The sequence below is a fragment of the Trabulsiella odontotermitis genome (assembly GCF_001297775.1).
GTDB classification, from domain to species: domain Bacteria; phylum Pseudomonadota; class Gammaproteobacteria; order Enterobacterales; family Enterobacteriaceae; genus Trabulsiella; species Trabulsiella odontotermitis.
Genome location: NZ_LIFX01000012.1, coordinates 76,135 through 98,634, shown reverse-complemented (window position 1 = coordinate 98,634; position 22,500 = coordinate 76,135). Strand labels below are relative to the sequence as shown.

General features: G+C 56.8%; 16 protein-coding genes. 5 read left to right on the top strand and 11 right to left on the bottom strand.

Translation table 11 applies throughout. The features are described 5' to 3' along the window. Positions 1-30 precede the first annotated feature (30 nt). Together acpH and AOY23_RS16565 are read left to right on the top strand one after the other, a co-directional pair. Complete coding sequence (gene acpH, locus AOY23_RS16570; protein ID WP_054180491.1) at positions 31-612, top strand: ACP phosphodiesterase; 582 nt, start codon at positions 31-33, stop codon at positions 610-612. Between the two features lie 168 nt (positions 613-780). Then, positions 781-1,383 (top strand): peroxiredoxin C, encoded by a 603-nt coding sequence (locus AOY23_RS16565; protein ID WP_049855879.1) that lies wholly within the window; start codon positions 781-783, stop codon positions 1,381-1,383. 49 nt (positions 1,384-1,432) lie between these two features. Here AOY23_RS16565 and AOY23_RS16560 read toward each other — a convergent pair whose 3' ends face one another. The 5 genes from AOY23_RS16560 to AOY23_RS16540 form a co-directional block, all read right to left on the bottom strand. Continuing rightward, entirely contained in the window at positions 1,433-2,824 is a 1,392-nt protein-coding gene (locus tag AOY23_RS16560; protein WP_054180492.1) for a DUF3999 domain-containing protein, read from the bottom strand. Next, on the bottom strand, positions 2,821-5,421 hold the full coding sequence (locus tag AOY23_RS16555) for a DUF2339 domain-containing protein (protein WP_054180493.1): 2,601 nt from the start codon (positions 5,419-5,421) through the stop codon (positions 2,821-2,823). Before AOY23_RS16555 ends, AOY23_RS16560 begins: the two co-directional genes overlap by 4 nt. A gap of 149 nt (positions 5,422-5,570) precedes the next feature. Further along, entirely contained in the window at positions 5,571-7,439 is a 1,869-nt protein-coding gene (locus AOY23_RS16550; protein ID WP_054180494.1) for an amidohydrolase, read from the bottom strand. 20 nt (positions 7,440-7,459) lie between these two features. Continuing rightward, positions 7,460-8,005 carry an antibiotic biosynthesis monooxygenase gene (locus AOY23_RS16545; protein WP_054180495.1) on the bottom strand — a complete coding sequence of 182 codons (546 nt, stop codon included), beginning with the start codon at positions 8,003-8,005 and terminating at the stop codon, positions 7,460-7,462. A 53-nt stretch (positions 8,006-8,058) separates the two neighbouring features. Next, positions 8,059-8,700, bottom strand: coding sequence for a hydrolase (locus AOY23_RS16540; RefSeq protein ID WP_054180496.1), 642 nt, complete (start codon positions 8,698-8,700; stop codon positions 8,059-8,061). Between the two features lie 285 nt (positions 8,701-8,985). Between AOY23_RS16540 and AOY23_RS16535 the strand changes: the two genes are divergently transcribed. Then, on the top strand, positions 8,986-9,888 hold the full coding sequence (locus tag AOY23_RS16535) for a LysR substrate-binding domain-containing protein (protein WP_054180497.1): 903 nt from the start codon (positions 8,986-8,988) through the stop codon (positions 9,886-9,888). On the opposite strand, the gene malZ is transcribed toward AOY23_RS16535, so the two are convergent. The 5 genes from malZ to phoB all read right to left on the bottom strand — a co-directional run bounded on the left by malZ (position 9,885) and on the right by phoB (position 17,010). After that, the gene (gene malZ, locus AOY23_RS16530) at positions 9,885-11,669 is read right to left on the bottom strand and encodes a maltodextrin glucosidase (protein WP_054180498.1); all 1,785 of its coding nucleotides are present in this window, start codon (positions 11,667-11,669) and stop codon (positions 9,885-9,887) included. The genes AOY23_RS16535 and malZ overlap by 4 nt on opposite strands. 142 nt (positions 11,670-11,811) lie before the next feature. Continuing rightward, positions 11,812-13,185 carry a proline-specific permease ProY gene (gene proY / locus AOY23_RS16525; RefSeq protein ID WP_054180570.1) on the bottom strand — a complete coding sequence of 458 codons (1,374 nt, stop codon included), beginning with the start codon at positions 13,183-13,185 and terminating at the stop codon, positions 11,812-11,814. An 88-nt stretch (positions 13,186-13,273) separates the two neighbouring features. Then, complete coding sequence (gene brnQ, locus AOY23_RS16520; RefSeq protein ID WP_054180499.1) at positions 13,274-14,593, bottom strand: branched-chain amino acid transporter carrier protein BrnQ; 1,320 nt, start codon at positions 14,591-14,593, stop codon at positions 13,274-13,276. Positions 14,594-15,003: 410 nt separating this feature from the next. Further along, positions 15,004-16,299, bottom strand: a complete 1,296-nt coding sequence (phoR, locus tag AOY23_RS16515; RefSeq protein WP_054180500.1) for a phosphate regulon sensor histidine kinase PhoR — start codon at positions 16,297-16,299, stop codon at positions 15,004-15,006. 21 nt (positions 16,300-16,320) lie between these two features. Further along, positions 16,321-17,010, bottom strand: coding sequence for a phosphate response regulator transcription factor PhoB (gene phoB, locus AOY23_RS16510; RefSeq protein WP_038155175.1), 690 nt, complete (start codon positions 17,008-17,010; stop codon positions 16,321-16,323). A gap of 183 nt (positions 17,011-17,193) precedes the next feature. Here phoB and sbcD point away from each other — a divergent pair, with 183 nt between their 5' ends. After that, on the top strand, positions 17,194-18,396 hold the full coding sequence (sbcD, locus tag AOY23_RS16505; protein WP_054180501.1) for an exonuclease subunit SbcD: 1,203 nt from the start codon (positions 17,194-17,196) through the stop codon (positions 18,394-18,396). Further along, positions 18,393-21,533, top strand: coding sequence for an exonuclease subunit SbcC (gene sbcC, locus AOY23_RS16500; protein ID WP_054180502.1), 3,141 nt, complete (start codon positions 18,393-18,395; stop codon positions 21,531-21,533). The genes sbcD and sbcC overlap by 4 nt, the downstream gene beginning before the upstream one ends. 59 nt (positions 21,534-21,592) lie before the next feature. Here sbcC and mak read toward each other — a convergent pair whose 3' ends face one another. After that, positions 21,593-22,498 carry a fructokinase gene (mak, locus tag AOY23_RS16495; RefSeq protein WP_054180503.1) on the bottom strand — a complete coding sequence of 302 codons (906 nt, stop codon included), beginning with the start codon at positions 22,496-22,498 and terminating at the stop codon, positions 21,593-21,595. Positions 22,499-22,500 lie beyond the last annotated feature (2 nt).

The following is a 22,500-nucleotide window of genomic DNA, read 5'->3' as shown; positions in this document are numbered from 1 at the left end:
ACACTTAGCCGCTACCGGACAGAGATACTCATGAATTTTCTTGCACATTTACATCTCGCCCACCTTGCCAACAGCTCGCTGTCCGGCAATCTTCTTGCCGACTTTGTGCGCGGTAACCCGGACGAGCTCTACCCGGTTGACGTGGTGGACGGTATCCATATGCATCGCCGCATCGACGTACTGACCGACAACCTGCCGGAAGTGAAAGAAGCGCGCGAATGGTTTCGCCCGCAGACGCGCCGCGTGGCGCCGATTACGCTGGACGTGATGTGGGATCATTTTCTGTCCCGCCACTGGGAACAGCTATCGCCGGAGATGCCACTGGCGGAATTCGTGCGCTATGCCCATGCGCAGGTCAGCGTGATCCTGCCGGATTCCCCGCCGCGGTTTATTAATCTGAACGACTATCTGTGGTCGGAACGCTGGCTCGAACGCTATCGTGAAATGGAATTTATTCAGCGCGTGTTAAACGGCATGGCAAGCCGTCGCCCACGGCTGGACGCCCTGCGTGACTCCTGGCATGATCTGGATACGCATTACGACGACCTGGAAAACCGATTCTGGCAGTTTTATCCGCGCATGATGGCGCAGGCGAGAAAAAGAGCACTTTAAAACTTGCGCTTTATCACAAATTCGATATCGTACAGGTGTTTTTTAAAATCGATTGATAGGTAAAACCTGTCTCATTGATTGTCAGCATCACGTTGAGCTTACCAATACCACTCTCTATACTGGCCCGCGTTGCGTTCCATTAACCTTATAAATGTAAAGGAGAACCCTATGGTTCTGGTTACTCGTCCGGCTCCTGACTTTACTGCTGCGGCTGTTCTTGGTAGCGGCGAAATTGTTGAAAAATTCAACTTCAAACAACATACCAATGGTAAAGCAACGGTTGTGTTCTTCTGGCCGATGGACTTCACCTTCGTTTGCCCGTCTGAACTGATCGCATTTGACAAACGTTACGAAGAATTCCAGAAACGCGGCGTTGAAGTCGTTGGTGTTTCTTTCGACTCTGAATTCGTCCACAACGCATGGCGCAACACCCCTGTCGACAAAGGCGGCATCGGTGCAGTGAAATACGCAATGGTTGCTGACGTTAAGCGCGAAATCCAGAAAGCCTACGGCATCGAACACCCGGACGAAGGTGTTGCCCTGCGTGGTTCTTTCCTGATCGACAAAAACGGCATCGTGCGCCATCAGGTAGTTAACGACCTGCCGCTGGGCCGTAACATCGACGAAATGCTGCGTATGGTTGACGCCCTGCAGTTCCACGAAGAGCACGGTGAAGTGTGCCCGGCACAGTGGGAAAAAGGGAAAGAAGGCATGAACGCGTCTCCGGACGGCGTTGCCAAGTACCTGAGCGAAAACGTCTCCAGCCTGTAATCGGCGACGTTAACGAAAAGGCTCGCATCGCGAGCCTTTTTTGTGCCTGTTATTCCGCTTTATGTTTCACTTCCCGCCAGATCCGCCACGCCATACCAGTCAACAGCACGACGCCGACAATTAACGCGCCCCACACTAACATCGTCTGCCACTGGCTGGCGCGTTCCGCTTTCGACGTTGCCGTCAGCCGTGCTTCACCACCCAGCGTAACCGGCTCCAGCGCATCCGCCCGTGGAATCGCCTCCAGCGGCCAGGCTTTCTCCAGCGCTTCCGGGATCAGCATATTCATTGCGATGCTGGCCGGTTCTGCCGCGCCATTTCCCCAGGCAAGCATATAAGGCGCTTTGCCCTGCGCATTAAAGACCAGCGTTAACTGATCACGACGACCGGAAATGTCCGGCAGCGTCTCCGGCAGATGGGCATTCACCGTCGTCAGGCGTATCGCCTGCACCACCCTTTCCTGCATCGGGAACGGCTCTGAACTGCGGTTATCCAGCGAATAAAGCATCTGCTTCGTTAAGGGCTGCCACGCGTCTTTTTCCGTCCCGCGCCAGGCAAGCTCCACTGGCAGCACCGAACCCTGTTCCAGTGCGAAAGCAATCGAGGTCAGCGGCTGCGGCTGTGACCACTGGTAAATCGCTTCGTTTTCCGACACCCGGTTTCCTGTACTTTGCAGCACAACCTGATCGTTTTCAGAGTCTTGGTTACGTGGCAGCGCCGATGCGCCGGTGAGGGTCAGCGGCGGGGTTTGATCGGCAAAAATCAGCAGCAGATAACGTGTACCGTCTGACGACAACCGGGTTGAAAGACTGAGACGATCCAGCTTCAGGCGGTCGGTACCGCTGGTCAGATCCATCAGCGTCGCTGGCTCATCCTGCAACCTCCAGTCGTCCAGATCGTGGCTGGTATAGAGTGAGACTTTCCCCTGCCAGTTGCCGGCGGGGGTTTTCCAGTCGAGCTGGAGTTGTGAAATATAGCGTGAGGTTTTTGATTCATCAGGCAACGCCAGTAAATAGCTCTGCCCGGCATTTCTGGCATCCTCGCTTTGCAGATGCACCTCCAGACCGCCCGACGAGCGAAGCACCATGGTTTCTGATGCGCGTCGGTTATCTGTATTGACGCTGAACGGCGCCGCGGTCAGCGGAAAAACACGCAATGGAATGGCCTCCGGGGTGGCGACAGCTGTTTTCTGCACCACCACCGAAAAAGGCACCGTTTCACCCTGCTGGTTAAAGACGCGCACATCGCGCATGTCCGGCCAGGCCGTCTGCTGGTAGACCTGCGTGGGCAAATCAATGCGAAACCAGGGCGCGGACGACGGGGTCTCCAGCGTCATGCCAAAGGCGTAATCTCCTGGCGTTTCCGCAGGCGCTTCAGCACAAAACGCAGGTATCGCAGCACTGAGCGCCACACCCAGCACGACGCGTTTCATCCATTTCATTGTTCTTCTCCTGCTTTTTTGACCGGTTCCGCCCTTGGCGGTAAAGGTGAAAAGTAGCCGATAATCAGGACCAGCACCGCCACGCCAATAAATGCAATGGCACGAGCCAGCCCGCCGCCACGCGCGCTGTCCACCAGCATCAGTTTAATAATCACTACCCCCAGCAGCACCGCGCCACTAAGCCATTCGTAACGGGACGCGCGACGGGTGGCGCGCAGCATGACAATCAGCGCGGTCAGCATCCAGAACAGAGCGAACGTTGTCTGAACCAGGCGTGAATGCCACAGGCTTTCCATATACCACGGGAGCCCGCCAAAATGCGCCAGCGCACGCAACAGCACCCCGTTCAGCCACCAGAAACTGAGCGCCAATAGCACGACCTTCATGACGCGACGGAAAACGGCGACCTGACGCGGGAAGCGCGATATCGGGAAACGGCTGTATACCAGCAGCCCTAACAGTGCGAACGCCGCGCCCTCTTCCAGCGGGTTAATCAGCGGCAGATAACGCTGCTGGAATACCACACCGTCCTGGACATTCGCCACCATCAGCAACAGCAGCAACACAACGGCCACAGGCGCCATCGCCAGCGCGCCATACAGATCAGGCCAGACGCGGAACGGCCAGTGCTGACGACGAAGGGCGATATCCACCAGCATAACGGTGAGACCGCCCGCCGCCATGACGAGGCCGCTCATCCAGGCGTCCATCCCCCACGGCAACGCCCGGACAAACCAGAAAAGCTCATGGCCCAGCGCCAGCAACAGCATCCAGAAGAGTGACAAATGCAGCCCCTGCGAAACAATGCGTCGCAGCGCTGCGTCATCCCGGCGCAACAGCAGGATGGCGGAAGGCAACGCCACCAGCCATACCAGACTCTCCCGGCCCGCGGTGATAATGCCGCCGTGTCTTATCTGATAAGCGAGCAATAACAATATCGCAGGCCACAGCAGCCATTTCGCGTAGCCCGCCTCTGCCCATGCCAGGCTGATCCCACCGTAGCGCCAGATCCAGGCGGAAACGGCGAGCAGCGCCAGCGTCGCTGCATAAACATAAGGCGCGTGCTCCAGCAACAGTTCGGCCGCCTGATAAAGTGCAACGATCCAGAAAATGATCCCGCCAGCCAGCAACACCCGGCTCACTTCGCGGCGCAGCGAGCGCCACAGCCATGCCGCCACCAGCCAGCAGGCGCTCATCACCAGCGAAATCATCATCATGGTGAGCGCACCTGAAGGCTGCATGAAGGCGGTTATCGCGCTCCCCAGCGCCAGCACCAGCAGCGCTGTGCCGCTGAAACTCATGCGCCTTTGTTGCTGTTGGACACCCAGCCACAGCACCCCAACGCCTTCCAGCGCCCAGGCCATCGCGGTCCAGCGCGCAGAGAGCGCCAGTGGGATCGCCAGGGTTGCGAAAGCACCGCCGAGCGCCAGCGCCGCCAGTACCAGCGGTTTGCCACCGATAGAAAAACGTTTAAGCGCCAGCCAGGCGAGCAGCATATAGACGCCGCCATAAGCCAGCGCGCTCAGCGCCGGGCCGTATGCCATATGCTGCGTGATGCCGTATTGCAGGCCATAGCCCACCAGCGGCGGGGCGAACAGCAGAATGCCGTCAACCACCCGCTGACCGTGGCTCTGCGCGCGCAACGACAGCACCACGCTCAACACTCCAAACAGCAGAATATTGGCGATCAGGAACAGCTGGCTGTTGAGGTAATACTCGGGCTGCCAGGATTTAACGCCCCACAGGGTACCGATACCAAAAGTAAACAGCAGCCCCAGAAGATTCAGTTCGCGCCAGTGCTGCCATACGCTGATGGCGAGAATACCGACCGAGAGCAACAGATAAAACGAGAAAAGTGCCACATAATTCCCGCTTCCGGTGGAGAGCAGCAGTGGCGTCAGATATCCACCAAGACTCGCCAGCATCGCCAGACTGAGCGCCTTTTGCAGAATAGCCAGCCCGACGCTGGTGGCACAAATCAGCACCAGCAAGCCGAACGCCAGCGAGACCGGTAACATGTCCCAGAGCCGGAATGCGCCAAAAACTGTCAGATAAAGCACGCCCGTACCGCCGCCCTGCAGGATCAGCGCATAGACCCGCTGTTTATGGCGCAGAAACCAGCCAAAGGCGAGCAGACCCACCGCTGCCAGCGCCGTTAATGTCAGCCGCAACTCGAGGGAAAGAAGTTGATGTTCAACGGAATAGCGGATCAGGAAGGAAAGCCCAAGGAACAGCAGGATAATCCCCAGTTTCGCCAGCGGATTGCCCTGCATAAACCAGCGCGCCAGCGAGGTGACGATACCGCCAAATGCCGAAGGTTTTTCCGGCTGGGCGGGTTTTGCGGCCACGGTTTTTGGCGTCACGGGGACCGGTGCGGGTTCCGCCTTCTGCACAGGTACCGCCGGTATAACCGTTGCAGGCTTCTGAACCGGGACAGGCTCGGGCTTCTGTTGCTCGAGTTGTTCAACACGGCGGCGCAGCATCGCCAGTTCATCCCGCAAGGTTCCGCTTCGCCTGAAGGCGATAATGGCAAGCGCTGGCACCACCACCAGCACGAAAAACAGTATTACGCAGCCAAGGAAAAGAAGTTCATCCATGTTTTCACCTTCACTGTATGCAGTTCCATTACAGTGGCACAGAATGCATCATTTGCACGAGATATCCACGCAAATGTGGTGAAAATCAGAAAAAATTTCGGCAAAGGCAAGGGAAAAACCGGCGAACCGATGTCCGCCGGGGAAGGACGTTAAAACGCGAAACAGGAACACCCGAGAACGCCCCAAAACGCCTGTTCGTCTGATACTGGGATGCCAGAGTTCCGGGCGACCTCGTGTTGATGTCCGTGAACGCCGCAACTACCAATACACTGATGCATCTGAACGACAGCACCCACTTTTGTCGCGGCTGGCGGTGCTGAGCGATAATGACCCGGCACCTTCACCACTGGCGACCAGTCCGGCAGTACCGGGATGGCGGGAGGCGACAGCGGGCTAAAATGCCCTGCGGCATAAACGACTTTGCCATCGACCACCGTCAGCACAGACTCAATGCCTTTGATCTCTTCTTCAGGCACGCTGAAATAGTCCTTCGACAACACCACCAGATCGGCGAGCTGATCTTTCACAATGCGCCCCTTCTTGCCCTGCTCACTGGAGAACCAGGCGCTACCCGCCGTCCACAGTTCCAGCGCCACTTCGCGCGGCAGGCGGTTATTGTCGTCGTACATCGCCATTCCGCCGACGGTACGCCCTGATACCAGCCAGTAGAGCGCAGTCCACGGGTTATAACTCGCGACTCGGGTGGCATCGGTGCCCAGCCCTACCGGCACCCCAAGCTCCAGCATTTTAGCCACTGGCGGCGTGTGTTTTACTGCCTCTTTACCATAGCGATCGACAAAATATTCGCCCTGAAACGCCATGCGATGCTGTACGGCGATACCGCCGCCCAGCGCCCTGACGCGCTCGATATTGCGCGCGGAAATGGTCTCTGCATGGTCGAAGAACCAGTGCAGACCATTGAACGGAATATCGCGGTTTACCTTTTCAAATACATCAAGCATGCGGCTGATGGATTCGTCATAGGTAGCATGGAGACGAAACGGCCAGCGATGCTCAACAAGGTGGCGCACGACGCGCTCCAGTTCATCTTCCATGCCCTGCGGCAGATCGGGCCGCGGCTGCAGGAAATCTTCAAAATCGGCAGCGGAAAAGACCAGCATTTCACCGGCACCGTTGGCACGATAGAAATCGGTACCCTGCCCCGGTTTAAGCATGTCGGTCCAGCGCTCAAAATCATCCAGTTCCTGCTTCGGACGCTGGGTAAACAGGTTATAGGCAATGCGAACCGTCATCTGATCGTTCGTATGCAGTTGCTCAATAATTTCGTAATCTTCCGGGTAGTTCTGGAAACCACCACCCGCATCAATCGCACTGGTTAATCCCAGACGATTCAGTTCGCGCATAAACTGGCGTGTGGAGTTGATCTGCAACTCCAGTGGCAATTTCGGCCCTTTCGCCAGCGTGGCGTAGAGGATCATCGCGTTCGGTTTCGCGATCAACATACCGGTCGGATTCCCGTTCGCATCACGCACGATTTCACCACCCGCCGGATCCGGCGTCGTTTTGGTGTAACCGACCGCCTTTAGCGCCGCACGGTTGAGCAACGCCCGATCATAAAGATGCAGCACAAATACGGGCGTGTCTGGCGCAGCATCATTCAGTTCCTCAATGGTTGGCATCCGGCGCTCGGCAAACTGAAATTCGCTCCAGCCGCCCACCACGCGCACCCACTGCGGCGACGGCGTGCGGGCAGCCTGCTCACGAAGCATCCGCAGCGCATCCGCCAGTGAGGGCACGCCTTCCCAGCGCAACTCAAGGTTATAATTCAGCCCGCCGCGGATTAAGTGCAGGTGCGAGTCATTCAGGCCCGGGATCACCGTATGCCCTTTTAGATCGACAATCTGCGTTCCCCCGGCCGCCCAGGTCATCATCTGATCGTGCGTGCCTGTGGCGAGAATTTTACCGTTCGCAATGGCCACCGCTTCCACCAGCGGTGTGGCGCGATCAAGGGTATGGATCTGTCCATGCGTCAGGATCAATGTGGCAGTTTGAGACATAGTAATCTCCAGAATTCAGGTCAGGCTTTTTTCAGCCATCCGGCAAACAAGCGGGTCACGATGGGCATCCACAGCCAGACAACCAACGCCACCACGCAGGCATCGTTAATGAAATGCAACAGCAAGGTCCCTTTCAGCGAAGGGAAAAGCAGACCGGTGAGCCATGGCACCAGGTTGGTGCTGGGGAAGATCACCAGTAATGTGATAAGGAACTGTTTCCACTGTGGCGGCCGACGCACATTCGGCTCAGGTGGCGTGAACCAGAAGGCGGCTTCGGTGCGAATTTCGGTACGATCACCCTCGGTGAGCAGCGGTGTAATTTCATCCACCAGTTGCTTGCGGGTTTCCGACTGCGTCCAGCCGTAAAGGTGCTCCAGAGTGTCGAAGCGGATGATAATATTCCACAAGTTCTGCCCTGCAGCAGGGCGAATCACGTTGGCGCCGAGGTGTCCGGGATATTCCGCCGCAATCGGCATAATTTTGCCCAGCCACTGTTCGTACTGCTCAGCATGGGCTTGATCCAGTGCATGCGTGATGACCAGTGTGACGTGTTTCTTCTGCGACATAGTGAAAGATCCCTTGCTATTGTGAGTGGCGGGACTGTCGCCCCGCCGGGTCATTACGCTTTGCGCTCAGGCGCGCCATGCACCATCGTGTAGGCATAATCGACACCCATACCGTAAGCGCCACTGTGATCGCGGACCAGATCCATCACCGCGTCATAGGTTTCTTTGCGTGACCAGTCACGCTGGTACTCAAGCAGCACTTGCTGCCACGTAACTGGCACAGCGCCCGCCTGTACCATGCGGTCAATAGCGCGCTCATGCGCATCCACAGAAGTACCACCGGACGTATCGGTCACGACATACACTTCATAACCGGCATCGAGTGCCATCAGCGCAGGGAAAGTCAGGCAGACCTCGGTCCACAGCGCTGAGATTACTAATTTTTTCCGCCCGGTCGCTTTTACCGCGTTAACAAACGCCGCATCTTCCCAGGAGTTCATTGAAGTACGTTCAATCGGTTTGACGTCAGGGTGCACCGCCAGCAATTCCGGCCAGATATAGCCGCTGAAGCTTTTTGTTTCCACTGAAGTATAAATGACCGGCACATTGAATATTTTACCGGCCTTCGCCAGTGCCACAGTATTATTTTTCAGCGTCTGACGATCAATATTAGCAACGCCAAATGCCATTTGCGGCTGGTGGTCAATAAAGATAAGTGCAGAATTCTCAGGGTTGATAAGCTCGCGAATAGACATATTTTCACCTTAACAATCAAGATATTAAATAACGTAATGGGTAACTGCCGTGAACAAGCTTATCGTGACCGAGAAAGTCACTTGAGTATAGCGGGAAATTTTTAATGAGTTATTAAAGAAATTCTTTGAGGATCTGGTAGCATTATTTAGCAATAGAAATCAGGAGTTATTAATTATTCAGGAAAAACGTCAAAAAATTGCGCCAGTGGTTTCTAAATTATTCACTGGCATTGATGGTCAGCTTTCGGTAAAAAATGACGGGTTCTGGATAATCGGTGATGCGTTATGCGAATAAACCTTGATGTGCTACTTATCCTCGATGCACTGGAAAAACATGGAACCTTCGCCACAGCGGCTGAGTCCCTGTTTAAAACGCCTGCTGCGCTAAGTTACATGATTCAAAAAATGGAGAGCGACTTAAACATTACCCTGCTCGATCGTTCTGGTCACCGGGCAAAATTTACCGATACCGGGCGAATGGTACTGGAAAAAGGACGGCTGTTGCTGTCAGCGGCGAAAGATCTGGAAAAACAGGCGATACAGCTCAACGCTGGTTGGGAAAAAGAGCTGGCGATTGCGCTTGATGCCTCCTTCCCCTTTGATTCGTTGCTACCGGTGATCGACGCCTTTTATGCCCTCAACATGCAGACACGGCTAAACATTACACACCACACCCTGGCGGGAGCCTGGGAGTCGCTGACCCATCATGGCGCCGACATCATTCTTGGCGCCATCAACGAACCGCCGACCTCCGCCGCCTGGTCCTACAAGATGCTTGGAACACTGGATAATGTGTTTGTAGTCGCCCCGGGTCATCCGCTGGCGTCCCTGTCATCACCATTAACCAACGAACAACTGTGTTTGCATCGGGCGGTGATCATCAGCGACAGCGCCCGCAGTTGTCGTCCCATCAATACCAACCTGATGGACGAACAGCCTCAAATCCGCGTCGATGATTTCCACAGCAAAGTGACGCTGTTACGGGCTGGACTGGGCTGCGGTTTTTTACCGCGCCATATCGCCCGCCCATGGCTGGAAAAAGGTGAGCTGGTGGAAAAGAACGTGCTCTCCTTTCGTGAAAAAGATGTCGCCTATATGGCCTGGCGCAATCAAACGGATGGACTGGCGCAACGCTGGTGGCTCGACGCGTTATTAAACGGCGATACACTCAGCGAACTCTACGCTTAACTGCCGCTCCACACCGTGGCGGAAATCGACGGCAGCGTCAGGATATTGTCGTGGATAACGCCTTTTCCTTCGCGGTTTTGCCACGCGTTGACCACCATCAGCGGCGTTTTCTCCAGCACGACTTCACAGGCATCGCCGCGGTTGATCGCAACCAGCACGCGCTGCTGCTGCCAGACGCGCAGGAATACCACCACGTTGTCTTCGGCATACACCACATGGCAGCCACCATCGCGCAACGGTTTACTGCTCTTACGCAGTTTCGCCATGCGCTGATAAAGCGCCAGCAGGTTCCCGTCCTGTTGACGCTTTTCCCACGGAAACGGCTTGCGGCAGAACGGATCGTTGCTGCCGTCCAGCCCGACTTCATCACCATAGTAAATGCAGGGAACGCCAGGCCAGGTAAACAGCCAGACCACTGCCAGTGGCAACCGCGCCACGTCCTTGCCGAGCAGCGTTTTGAAGCGCGACGTGTCATGACTGTCGAGCTGGTTAAACATCCGCAACTGCTGCTGATGAGATAACCCGGCGCGATAGTTTTCCATCCACGCGATGCAGGTCTGGGCGTCGAGTTGCTGCGGATCGTAAGAGATATCGGTATTGGCGAGAAAACCCCATAGCGGAAACGTAAAACCGCGATAGTTCATGGCTGCGTCTTCCACGTCGGCCTGCAACCACTGGCGGGCATCACCAAAATGCTCGCCGAACACATAAGCGTCCGGTTGCGCTTCTTTGGCCGCGCGGGTGATCCCCGCAACATGTTGCAAATTGTTTTTCGCACCGCCGGATTCGCCCAGCATGTGCACCACATCAAGACGCCAGCCGTCCATCTGCCACGGTTCTCTCAGCCAGTGACGAACAATGCTGTCTTCGCCACCGTAGATCTCCTCCGCCAGCGTCGGCGAGCGATAGTCCAGCTTCGGCAGGGTCGGATGGCCCATCCAGTCCAGCGCGCGGCCCTCGTCGGAGAAACTGTACCAGTCGCGCCAGCGGGAGTCCGGCTGGTGACACGCCCCGCTGTCGGTGTGCTGATGCCGGTCGAACCAGGGGTGCGACTCGCCGCTGTGGTTAAAAACGCCGTCGAGGATCAGCCGCATACCTTCCTGTCGCGTATTGTGCCGCAGGCGCAGCAGCGCCTCATCGCCGCCAAACTGCGGATCGACGTGGCGATAATCTTTCGTGTCGTATTTATGCACGCTCGGCGCGGTGAAAACCGGATTCAGATAAAGCGCGGTGACGCCCAGCGTTTTCAGGTAAGGCAGTTTTTCGCTGATGCCGTCGAGATCGCCGCCATAAAACGTCGACCCGGCGCCCTCAGCAGTGAGCGGCGCATCCCAGTCGCGCAGCGTAGCATCCCGCACGTGCTGGCGTGACTGGCTGCGGGCAAAACGGTCGGGGAAAATTTGATAAAAGACCTGTTCAGCCACCCATTGTGGGCCGTAATCAGGGAGATCGATGGCAAACTGTTCAAGCTTCGCAGGTGGAAAGCGGCTGAAACCCTGCGGCGAAAACCACAACTGACGGTTATTCCACAGCAGTTTAAAGCTATAGCGGCGACGGGGCTGCCCCTGAGTGAGATCGATTTCCCCTCGCCAGGCCACCACGCCATTGTGCGGTGAGCGCCGCAGGCGGTGCATCGGCAGCGTCAGTTCTTCGTTATCCTGTTCAGCACGCAACGTTATCCGTGTCGGAAGATTGTCACCACGCAGCCACAGCGTAATCGACAGCCGATCCTGGTGCGCTTTCACAAACGGCGCAACAGGAAGATGCCAGGCCTTCAACATCGTCAGATCCCCTCATTACAAAATACTTTCACCATGCCATAGCAGTGGAGAGGATAACTCATCATTAAGCGGTTTATTGGGGGGAGGAGCCCGGGGGAGGAGAAATTCGCCCCTTTCCCGTTTGAGAAAGGGGCGATAAAAATCAGTGATTTTCTGCGAGCTGACGCTGACGACGCGCTTTAACGCCCCAGCCAATCAGCAGCAGGACAATCCACGCGAAGCCGACGTACAGCGAAATGCGGGTATCCGGGTGATAGCCAATCAGCGCGATAATAAAGACCAGGAACAGCAGGCCAACCACGGTGGTCGCAACGCCGCCCGGCACTTTGAATTTCAGCGCTTTTACCTCTTCCGGCGGCAGACGACGACGGAAAGCGATTTGCGACAGCAGGATCATGATCCACACCCAGACGGTGGCAAAGGTCGCCAGCGAAGCGATAACCAGGAACACGTTCTCCGGCATGATGTAGTTGAGATATACCGCGGAGAGCAGCGCAAGGGTCATCACCAGTACCGTCACCCACGGAATGCCACGGCGCGAGGTTTTGGCAAATACCTTCGGCGCGCTGCCCTGTTCCGCCATGCCGTGCAGCATACGACCGACGCCAAACACATCACTGTTAATGGCGGAGAGCGACGCCGTCAGCACCACAAAGTTGAGAATGCTGGCCGCGAACGTAATGCCCATGTGCTGGAAGGTCAGCACGAACGGACTGCCGTTGGTGCCCACCTGATTCCAGGGGTAAATCGACATGATCACAAACAGCGTGCCGACATAAAACACCAGAATACGCATCGGCACTGAGTTAATTGCTCGCGGAATCGACTTCTCCGGATCTTTCGCTTCACCGGCAGTAATACCGATGATCTCAATCCCGCCGTAGGCGAACATCACCATTTGCAGCGACATCACCATTCCCAGCCAGCCGTTGCTGAAGAAGCCGCCGTTGCTCCAGAGATTGTGAATACCGGTAGGCTGCCCGCCGTTGCCGATACCCCAGATGATGATACCGAAACCGGCGACAATCATGATGATAATGGTGGCGACTTTAAAGAAGGAGAACCAGAATTCCAGCTCGCCGAATACCTTCACGCTCATCAGGTTGATCGCGCAGATGATCAGCACCACGCTCAGCACCCAGATCCAGTGCGGTACAGCCGGGAACCAGACGCCCATATAGATGCCGAAGGCGGTGACGTCCGCGATCGCCACGATCAGAATTTCGAAACAGTAGGTCCAGCCGGTGATGTACCCGGCAAGCGGGCCGAGGTTTTCCTGTGCATAGCGCGAAAAAGAACTGGCGGAAGGATTGTGCACCGACATTTCGCCCAGCGCACGCATGATGATGTAAGCGGCGACACCGCCAATGATATACGCCAGCAGCACGCTCGGACCGGCCATTTTGATGGCGTCAGCCGAACCATAAAAAAGCCCCGTACCAATCGCGGATCCGAGCGCCATGAAGCGAATGTGGCGCGTGCTCAACCCGCGTTTTAGCTTATTTGTACTTTCCATCGACTCCACTGCCAAAAATGCCAAATTATCAAAAACAAAAACCACGGAGTTTGACTCTCCGTGGTTCATTAACTCTGTCTGCGCCGGATCAGTGGGCGTTCGACGTTACCTGACGGCCAGCGGCGCGATCCCAGATAACGGCCAGCACGACCATCACCATCGTCGGCATCAACCAGGCAAGCCCCTGCTCCGCCAGCGGCAGACGCGCGGTCCAGCCCGGCAGCATATCCGCAAAGGCAGACGCCTTAACGCCGTCAAGGATACCAAAAATCAGGCTGATAAACATCGGCGGCGCAATCACGCGGGTGGTGCCGTGCCACCAGTTGCGGGTGAAGCTCAGGACCACCAGCGCAATGCACGGCGGATAAATGGCCGTCAGCACCGGAATGGAAATCTGAATCAAATGACTCAGGCCCAGGTTGGACACCGCCATCGAGAACACACCCAGCACCAGCACCAGCGTGCGGTAGGAGAACGGCAGATACTGTGAAAAGAACTCTGCACAAGCACAGGTCAGGCCCACGGCGGTGACCATACAGGCGATGAAAATCAGCGCCGCTAACAGGAAGCTACCCGCGCCACCGAAGGTGTGCTGAACATACGCATGCAGAATGGCGGCACCGTTGGCGGACTGATCAACCAGCAGCGAGCTGTCAGAGCCGAGACGGAACAGCGCCAGGTAAAGCAGCGTCAGACCGGCACCGGCCATCAGACCGGCCCAGATGGTGTAGCGGGTCAGCAGACGCGCTTCCGTGACACCGCGCGAACGGGCGGCGTTAACAATAACGATACCGAAGACCATCGCCCCCAGCGTATCCATCGTCAGATAACCATTCACAAAACCGTTGGAGAACGGCGCGGTCTGGTAGGCTTCCAGCGCGTGGCTGATCGGCCCGGCAGGCCAGACGATAGCGGCAATGGAGAGGATCAGCAGCGCGATAATCTTCAGCGGCGCCAGGAAGTTGCCGACGGTATCCAGCAGCTTGCCAGGATAGAGCGACACGAGGATCACCAGCGCAAAATAGACCAGACTGTAGATGAACAGCGGCATCGTGCCATCGCCGGTCAGCGGCGCAATCCCCACTTCAAAGGAGACCGTCGCCGTACGCGGTGTGGCGAACAGCGGGCCGACAGCCAGATAGCAAACGGTCGCCAGCAGCACACCCGCCACTTTACCAATCGGCGTGCTGAGGCTGTCCACACCACCGCCGACTTTCGCCAGCGCGACTACCGTCAGTACCGGCAGACCCACTGCCGTAATCAGGAAGCCGATTGCCGCCATCCAGACGTGTTCGCCTGCCTGCAAACCCACCATAGGAGGGAAAATAATGTTGCCAGCGCCAACAAACAACGCAAAGGTCATAAAGCCCAGGGCGATGATGTCGCGTGATTTTAACTGATGGGTCATAGTGTCTGACTGCCTGTGGATGTGGTGTTGTAAAAATGTCACTGTTCGCGTTTTTCCCGATGGGATAATACCGCGGCAATAAACAGGTAACTCAGCGGGATATTCTCCCGAATACGCGCAGCGAAGAATTGTTTTTCGAATTACCACGCGAATGCAGTGTGTAAAAGTCTGCAAGGGCGCAATTTAAACGCTTATAACGTTTTAAAGCAAGAAGGGATCTCGAAACCAGATGATTATGCTGATAGTAATTTCAGGCATAGCGTTTTACGCCAGCCAGACAAAAAACTTATGGCTAATCATGCGAACAAAAAAACATCAGACGCATATTAATCCATCAGATTTACGATCAGCTGCAAATAAAAAGGACCAGCCTGCGCTGGTCCCGGAAAGAAAAGCTGACAACGCCAGGATTATCCGGCTTTTTTGGCAATCAAACGTTCCGGCAGGATAAAGCTAAAACGCGTGCCTTTGCCGACGGTACTTTCAATATCCAGACGGCTGTCGTGATGGCTGATCGCATGCTTCACAATCGCCAGCCCCAGACCGCTGCCGCCAGTTTGTCGCGAACGGGCTTTGTCCACCCGGTAGAAACGTTCGGTCAGACGCGGAATATGCTCCACCGCAATCCCCGGACCGTTATCCTCCACGCTGAACTGCGCGCCATGCATCACCCGCTCCCAGCGCACGGTGATCTCGGTACCGGGCGGGGTGTGATTGATAGCGTTATACACCAGGTTTGAAATCGCGCTGCGTAACTGTTCTTCGTTGCCCATCACCTGCAGACAATCATCCACCTCAAAATGGAGGATGTGCTTCTGCTGGCTGAGGGTTTGCGCTTCACGCTCCACCACGCGCAGCATCATCGGCACGTCAATACGGTCGTTCAGCGCCATTTTCGGCGCGGCTTCAATCTTCGATAACGTCAGCAACTGTTTGACCAGCCCTTCCATCCGGTAGGTTTGCTCGCGCATGGTATGCAGGGCTTTATCGCGCAGCGGGCCTTCCAGCGTCTGCTCCTGCATCATTTCGAGATATCCCTGCAACACCGTCAACGGCGTGCGCAACTCATGGCTGACGTTGGCGAAAAAATTACGCCGGGCACCTTCCAGTTGATGCATCTGGGTGACGTCGCGCGCCACCATCAACCACTGTTGCTCGCTGTATGGCATCACGCGAATTTCCAGATGCCGCCCGGTATTGAGCACCAGATTCAGCGGCTTTGAGAAATCACGAAGTTTAAGATAGTGGGCAAATTCGGGATAACGGAGCAGGTTAAGAATGTTTTGCCCGCTGTCGTCGGGCCAGCGTAACCCCAGCACCTGCTGCGCCAGGCCGTTGCACCAGAACATGGTGCCCTCTTCGGTGGTAAGGATGACCGCATCCGGCAGCGATTCCGCACCGCTGCGAAAGCGTTTGATCAGACTTCCCAGCTCGCGGCGCCGCTTTTTATTACGCATCTGCATCTGATGCAGACCGTATAACAGCGGCTCCCAGCTACCCAGCCCCGGTGGTGGCGTCATGCTACGGTCAACCCAAAGCCACCAGGAAAGGCGGAGTAAATTCCAGAAATGCCAGATTAACAGCCCTGTCACCGCCGCCAGTAAAAACCACGGCAGGTAACCAAAAATAGCCCCCAGAATGAACGCCGGGATACAACACAAGATCAGCTCAAGCGCCAGCCTTCTCCATGACAGCCGTTCCAGCACGGGTCTACTCCTGTCAAATTTTTAGAAACGAGCAGAAAAACGATAGCCCGTACCGCGAACGGTTTGAACCATGCGATCGTGACCGCTCAGTTCCAGCGCCTTACGTAAACGACGAATGTGAACGTCGACCGTCCGGTCTTCAACATACACATTGGTGCCCCAGACATGATTTAACAATTGTTCGCGACTGTAAACACGTTCCGGGTGTGTCATAAAGAAGTGCAGGAGCTTAAATTCGGTAGGCCCCATATCAAGCGGGTTTTCGCCGGTCATAACGCGATGCGAGGTGGGATCAAGACTTAACCCCTGCATTTCAATCACCTCTTCCACCGCCATCGGTGAAATACGGCGCATTACGGCCTTAATACGGGCCACCAGCTCTTTCGGAGAAAAGGGTTTGGTGATGTAATCGTCAGCGCCGGTTTCCAGCCCGCGCACACGATCTTCTTCTTCGCCACGCGCTGTCAGCATGACGACGGGGATCTCACGCGTCATCGCTTCGCGTTTCATATGTTTGATGAACTGAAGCCCCGAGCCGCCCGGCAACATCCAGTCAAGCAGAATCAAATCAGGCCAGGGTTCGTTGAGTTGATTCACTGCACTGTCATAATCCTCGGCCTCAACTGGCTGAAAGCCATTTTGCTCCAGCACGAAGCAAACCATCTCGCGGATAGGTGCTTCATCTTCAACGACCAGAATTCGTCTCGCCATTATTTACCCTGTATTTTTTAGTAGCAATTATAGAGTGCGGCGCCATTATGCGTCAGATTTATGACAGATTTATGAAAAGATGACCGTCTTATGATAGTCACTCCAGGAGATTATGACACTCGTCGACCCCGCCCTCGTTGAATGTTTATAATCGGCATTACGCTTTTCTGCTAAGGACCTGCTATGCGCATCATCCACACCTCGGACTGGCACCTTGGCCAGAACTTTTACAGCAAGAGCCGTGCTGCCGAACACGAGGCTTTTCTTGACTGGCTGCTGCTGACCGCAGAAGAAAAACAGGTTGATGCCATTATTGTTGCAGGCGATATTTTTGATACCGGTTCGCCGCCAAGCTATGCGCGCGAACTCTATAACCGCTTTGTCGTGAAGCTCCAGAAAAGCGGCTGCCATCTGGTGGTGCTTGCGGGCAACCATGACTCTGTCGCCACGCTGAATGAATCGCGCGATATTCTCGCTTTTCTGAATACAACAGTGGTTGCCAGCGCGGGCTGCGCCCCTTTTGAACTGACGCGCCGCGACGGCACAGTGGGGGCAATTTTCTGCCCGGTGCCCTTCCTGCGCCCGCGCGATATCGTCACCAGTCAGGCCGGGCATTCCGGCAGCGAAAAACAGCAACATCTGCTGGCGGCCATCACCGACTACTATCATCAGCAACACCAGCAGGCGGTTGCGCTGCGCGGTGACCGTGCGTTGCCGATTATCGCCAGTGGCCATCTCACCACCGTCGGCGCCAGTAAAAGCGATGCGGTGCGCGATATCTACATCGGCACGCTCGACGCCTTTCCGGCGCAGAATTTCCCCGCCGCCGACTATATCGCCCTCGGGCATATTCACCGCGCGCAGCAGATCAGCGGCAGCGAGCATATCCGCTACTGCGGCTCGCCGATTGCTCTCAGCTTTGACGAAACCGGAAAACGCAAAAGTGTTCACCTGGTGAGCTTCAGCGACGGCAAACTGGCGCAGGTTGATACGCTGGAAGTACCGGTAACGCAACCGCTGGCGGTGATCAAAGGGGATTTCGCCAGTATCAGTGCTCAACTTGGCGAGTGGCGCAACCGCACGGAAACCGTGCCGGTGTGGCTGGATATCGAAATCAGCAGCGACGAATACCTGCACGATCTGCAACGTAAAATACAGACCCTCACCGAAGATTTACCGGTAGAGGTGCTGCTGATCCGCCGCAGTCGCGAACAGCGGGAGCGGATCATCGCCAGCGAGAAGCGTGAAACCCTGAGCGAACTGCGGGTGGAAGAGGTGTTTGCCCGTCGCCTGGCGCTGGAAACACTGGAAGAGGATCAACAGGCGCGCTTGCGGCAGTTGTTTGATGAAACCCTGCACAGCCTGTCCGGGGAGGAAAACGTATGAAAATCCTCAGTCTGCGGCTTAAAAACATCAACTCACTCAAGGGTGAATGGAAAATTGACTTCACCGCCGAGCCGTTCGCCAGCAACGGTTTGTTTGCCATTACCGGCCCGACCGGCGCCGGGAAAACCACGCTGCTGGACGCCATCTGCCTTGCGCTCTACCACGAAACCCCGCGCCTGAACACGGTTTCGCAATCGCAAAACGATCTGATGACCCGCGACACCGCCGAGTGTCTGGCGGAGGTGGAGTTTGAAGTTAAAGGCGTCAGTTACCGTGCGTTCTGGAGTCAGAACCGCGCCCGCAATCAGCCGGACGGCAATTTACAGGCGCCGCGCGTGGAACTGGCCCGCAGCGAAGACGGCAAAATTCTGGCGGATAAAGTCAAAGACAAGCTGGATCTGACCGCCTCGCTGACCGGGCTGGATTACGGTCGCTTTACCCGTTCAATGCTGCTGTCGCAGGGGCAGTTCGCCGCCTTCCTGAATGCGAAACCCAAAGAGCGGGCAGAACTGCTCGAAGAGCTGACCGGCACGGAAATCTATGGGCAAATTTCGGCGATGGTGTTCGAAAAGCATAAAAACGCCCGTACCGAACTGGAAAAATGGCAGGCGCAGGCATCCGGCGTGCAGATGCTCAGCGACGAGCAACAGCAGGCGTTGCAGCAACGTTTGCAGGCGCTTACTACGGAAGAACAGCAGACTCTGACCGCCCAGGTGCAACTGCAGACGCAACTTCAGTGGCTTACCCGTCAGCAGGAGCTGGAAAATGAGCAGCAGCTTAGCCAGACCCGCTTACGCGACGCGCAACAGGCATTAGCGGCGGCGCAGCCACAACTGGAAACCCTGACCCGCGCTCAACCAGCCGAACAGTTACGCCCGCTGTGGACACGCCTGCAGGAGCAGACAGCCACGGTCGCCGATACCCGTCGGCAGAGCGAAGAAGTAAATACTCGCTTACATGCCTCGCTGCGTCTGCGTGACCGCATCTGGCGCAGCGCCGAACAGCAGCATAGCGCTTTGCTCGAACAGGAAAAACGCGTCGCTGACTGGATCGGGCAGCACGAGCATTTTCGCCAGCTGGCAAATGTGCTGAGCGGCTGGCAGGCCACCTTTTCTCAGCTCACGCGGGATGGCGCGCAGCTCGCCTCGTTGCGGCAAAAACAGCATGAACTGGAGCAAAAACGCCAGGCGCTGCCGGATTCCGGCCTGACGCTAGATGCCGATGCCCTCGCGCAAGCCCTGGCACAGCACAGCGCTCTGCGGCCACAACGTCAGCAACTCTCTGCCCTGCACGGTCAGTTTTTACCACTGCAACAGCGCCTGCAAAGGTTGCAGACGGGGTTAATCGCGCGGCAGAACGAACAGGCGCAGAGGGAAACCCTGCTGCAACAACGCCGTCAGCACTATAAAGAGAAGCACCAGCAATACATTGACGTGCGTACCCTGTGCGAACAGGAAGCGACCATTGTGAAGCTGGAAGCAGAGCGCGCGCGTCTGCAGGCCGGGCAGCCCTGCCCGCTGTGCGGTTCAACGGAACATCCGGCCGTGGCGGAATATCAGGCCATTGTTCCCGGCGTGAATCAGGCCCGCCGCGATGCGCTGGAGCGTGAAGTCAATCAGTTGAAAGAGGAAGGCGCCGCGTTACGGGGGCAACTGGAGGCGTTGCAGAAACAGACGCAAAGCGACACGCAGGAGGCGGACGCCCTGCATCAGCAAACGCATGCACTGACGGCGCAATGGCAGCAGGTGACCGGCGAACTGCAGATCACGCTGTCGCCCGCCGATGATATCGCCGGCTGGCTGAAACAGCAGGACGATGAAGAGCAGCAGCTCTGGCAGGCAAGCCAGCGGCTCAGTCTGCAGAATCAGATCACCGAATTAGCGCAGCAACATGACCAGTTGACGCGGGATCGTGAGGCTCGGTTACAGGCGCTCGATGAATCGCTCCGCCCGTATAACCTGACATTGCCCGCCGCGGGTGAAGAAACGCACTGGCTGGCGGCGCGCAGTGAAGATGCCCGCCAGTGGCAGGCGCAGCAAACGGAGCAACAGACGCTCCAGCAACAGCGTAACTCGCTGGTTCCGCTGCTGGAAACGCTGCCGAAACCTGAGACGGAAGAGACGCTGGAGCCTGCGCCGCTTGATGGCTGGCAGCAGGTGCATCATGACTGTGTGTCGTTGCACAGCCAGTGGCAAACGCGTCAGCAGCAGGAAGCGCTGGAAAATGAACGGCTGACCGCGTTGCAGAAACAGTTTACCGACGCGCTCGCCGCCAGCCCGTTTGCCGATCAACCGGCTTTTCTGGCGGCCTTGCTTGATGAAAACACCCGCCAGACGCTGGAGCAGTTGAAAGCGCAACTGGAAAAAGCCGTTCAGCAGGGACAGACGCTGGCAGAGCAGGCACAAACGGCGCTACAGCAACACCGGCAAACACCGCCCGCCGCGCTGGATGCCGCACGACCGCTCGACGAGTTACAGCAACAGGTGCAGCACGTCGTGCAACAACTGCGGGAAAACACCTCACTACAGGGGGAAATTCGCCAGCAACTGAAGCAGGACGCCGACAACCGGCAACATCAGCAGGCGTTGATGGAGCAAATCGCGCAGGCCACGCAGCAGGTAGAGGACTGGAGCTGGCTCAATGCGCTGATCGGCTCAAAAGAGGGGGATAAGTTCCGCAAATTTGCCCAGGGGCTGACGCTCGATAATCTGGTGTGGCTGGCGAATCATCAGTTGACCCGCCTGCATGGCCGCTACCTGTTGCAGCGCAAGGCCAGTGACGCGCTGGAGCTGGAAGTGGTCGATACCTGGCAGGCCGATGCGGTGCGCGATACCCGCACGCTGTCCGGTGGCGAGAGTTTCCTCGTCAGCCTTGCGCTGGCACTGGCGCTTTCCGATCTGGTCAGCCACAAAACGCGGATCGACTCCCTGTTTCTTGATGAAGGGTTTGGCACGCTGGACAGCGAAACGCTGGACACCGCGCTTGATGCGCTCGATGCGCTGAATGCCAGCGGCAAAATCATCGGCGTCATCAGTCACGTTGAGGCGATGAAAGAGCGCATTCCGGTGCAGATCAAAGTGAAGAAAATTAACGGTCTGGGTTACAGCAGGCTGGATAAAACCTTCGCGGTGGAGTGAATGCCAGCCCGGGGCGCTACGCTTGCCGGGCCTACAAGTAATTGTCGCAGTATGTGAGGTTACAGCGGCCACAACCAGGCGGCGCCGCGCACGCCGCTGGAATCGCCATGTACCGCTTTGCGGATCGGGGTTTCACACTCGCCGCCAAACACCCAGTTTTTCACCAGCCCCGGCACGGTTTTGTACAGACGATCCACATTGCTCATGCCGCCACCAAGGACGATCACGTCCGGGTCGAGGATATTCACCACATGCGCCAGTGACTTCGCCAGCCGCAGTTCGTAGCGGCTGAGCGCCAGCTCCGCGACCGGATCCTGCTCCTCAACCAGACGCATGATTTCATTGCCCTTCAGCGCCTGACCGCTCATCCGCTGATAATCGGTGGCAAACCCGGTGCCGGAAATAAAGGTCTCAATGCAACCCTGTTTCCCGCAGTAGCACGGTACTTCCGCGCGGTAACGCAACTCGTCGTCGTCCATCCACGGCAACGGGTTATGCCCCCACTCGCCCGCCGTGCCGTTACCGCCAATATGCGCCCGACCGTTGATCGCCACACCCGCGCCGCAGCCGGTGCCAATAATTACCGCGAAGACCGTTTGCGCGCCAGCCGCCGCGCCGTCCACCGCTTCTGAGACGGCCAGGCAGTTGGCGTCGTTCGCCAGACGCACTTCACGATTCAGGCGCTGGCTGAGATCCTTATCAAACGGTTTTCCATTAAGCCAGGTGGAGTTGGCGTTTTTCACCACGCCGGTGTAGGGCGAAATAGAGCCAGGAATGCCCATGCCGACGGTGCCCTGCTGGCCGGTCTCTTTTTCTGCCATCGCCACCAGCGTCGCAATGGTTTCGATGGTCTGATGATAGTCATCACGTGGTGTCGGCAGGCGATGACGATAAAGCTGTTTCCCCTGATCGCTGAGCGCCACCACTTCGGTTTTGGTACCGCCTAAATCAATGCCTATACGCACAG